A 1,747-nucleotide genomic window follows, 5' to 3' on the forward strand; every position below is an offset into this window, starting at 1 on the left:
ACCTCGCGGCAGACGTCGAGCACACGCTGGACGGAGAAGCCCGCGCCGTTGCCCAGGTTGAGGACCTCGTGCGTGCCGGGACGGGCGTGCTCCAGGGCCAGCAGATGCGCCCGGGCCAGGTCGGCGACATGGATGTAGTCGCGCACGCACGTGCCGTCGGGGGTCGGATAGTCGTCACCGAAGACCGACACCGACTCCCGCCCGCCCGAGGCCACGGACAGCACGGTCGGGATCAGGTGCGTCTCGACCGTGTGCCGCTCGCCCCGTCCGCGGTCGGCCCCGGCGACGTTGAAGTACCGCAGACTGACCGCCGCGGTCCCGTGCAGGCGGGCGTGCTCGGTCAGGGCGGCGTCGACGGCGGCCTTGGTGGCGCCGTACGGGTTGGTGGGACGGACCGGCGCGTCCTCGGTGATCGGGGTCGTCTCCGGTTCCCCGTAGACGGCGGCGGTCGAGGAGAACACCAGCCGCCCGGTGCCGGTCGCGCGGATCGCCTCCAACAGCGCGAGCGAGGTACCCACGTTGCCGCTCCAGTAGCGGTCGGGGCGGGCGACCGACTCGGAGACGATCGAGCGGGCCGCGAAGTGCAGGACCGCGTCCTGGCCCTCGGCGAGGACCTCGGCCGCACGGTCGCGCACGGTGCCGCGCACGAGGTGCGCCCCGGGGTGGACGGCGTCGGCGTGCCCGGTCGACAGGTCGTCGAGCACGGTGACCCGGTGGCCCGCGTCGACGAGCCGAGCGGTGACGACGCTGCCGATGTATCCGGCGCCTCCCGTGACCAGGACCCTCATCGTCATTTCCCCCGTGTTCGGCGCTTGGGAACCGCGATGTCCCGCGGCGATCGAATCCACCCTAGGGCAATGTCACAGGAAAAGGCGTCGGAAGAATTGCCACCATTTCCAATATCACCGACAATTCGACCGACCGCTCCCGGAATCGTTGACCGGGCCGGGCGGAGACTCAGGCGTTGTTCAGCCAGATGTTCAGGTTGAGCGCCGAAGCGAACGCCACCCAGAGGAGGTAGGGAACGAGTAGCAGGGCGCAAACCCGACGCAGGCGCCAGAAGGCGACGACCGTGATGACCAGGGCGACGAGCAGCAGGCAGATATCGAGGAAAGCCAGACCGTACTGCCGCAGGCCGAAGAACAGCGGAGTCCACGCCGCGTTCAGCCCGAGTTGCACCCACCACCACACCAACGCGGTGCGCGCGTCCCGTCCCGTCCGCCGCCAGGCCAGCCAGGCCGCCACGCCGATCATCCCGTAGAGAACCGTCCACACCGGGGCGAACAGCCATGACGGCGGCGCCCACCCCGGCCGTTCCAACGACGCGTACACGGCGCCGGCGTCCGACGCGGCGAGGGACCCCAGGACCGCCACCGCGTAGGCGGCGCCGACGAAGACCGCAAGGGAGACCAGACCGGGACCCCGACCACCGCCGGGTGATTGCGTAGTCGACACACCACGCACCGTATCCTCCATCGCCGGTGCGGGCACGGACCCGCGGCTCACTCCACCCGGATCAGTCCGCGCTGGATCGCGGTGGTGATCGCGGCGGTCCGGTTGTCCACGCCGAGCTTGTCGAACACGTGCACCAGGTGGGTCTTGACCGTCGCCTCGCTGATGAACAGCTCCCGCGAGATCGCCCGGTTGGACAGCCCCCGCGCGAGCAGTCCCAGGATCTCCAGTTCGCGCGCGCTCAGCGCCGGACTCGGCGAGCGCAGCCGGGCCATGAGCCGGTTGGCGACGCCGG

General features: G+C 70.6%; 3 protein-coding genes. All 3 read right to left on the reverse strand.

What is annotated here, in order from left to right:
* The coding region (galE, locus tag D471_RS0115200) for a UDP-glucose 4-epimerase GalE (RefSeq protein WP_017599408.1) at positions 1-788 on the reverse strand (788 nt) is incomplete at its 3' end.
* 169 nt (positions 789-957) lie between these two features.
* Positions 958-1,464: a TspO/MBR family protein gene (locus D471_RS0115205; protein WP_017599409.1), complete on the reverse strand. Its 507-nt coding sequence runs from the start codon at positions 1,462-1,464 to the stop codon at positions 958-960.
* Positions 1,465-1,502: 38 nt separating this feature from the next.
* Positions 1,503-1,747, reverse strand: a 245-nt coding sequence (locus tag D471_RS0115210) for a response regulator transcription factor (RefSeq protein WP_017599410.1), incomplete at its 5' end; no start/stop codon positions are given.

The organism is Nocardiopsis lucentensis DSM 44048, from assembly GCF_000341125.1.
Lineage (GTDB): Bacteria > Actinomycetota > Actinomycetes > Streptosporangiales > Streptosporangiaceae > Nocardiopsis > Nocardiopsis lucentensis.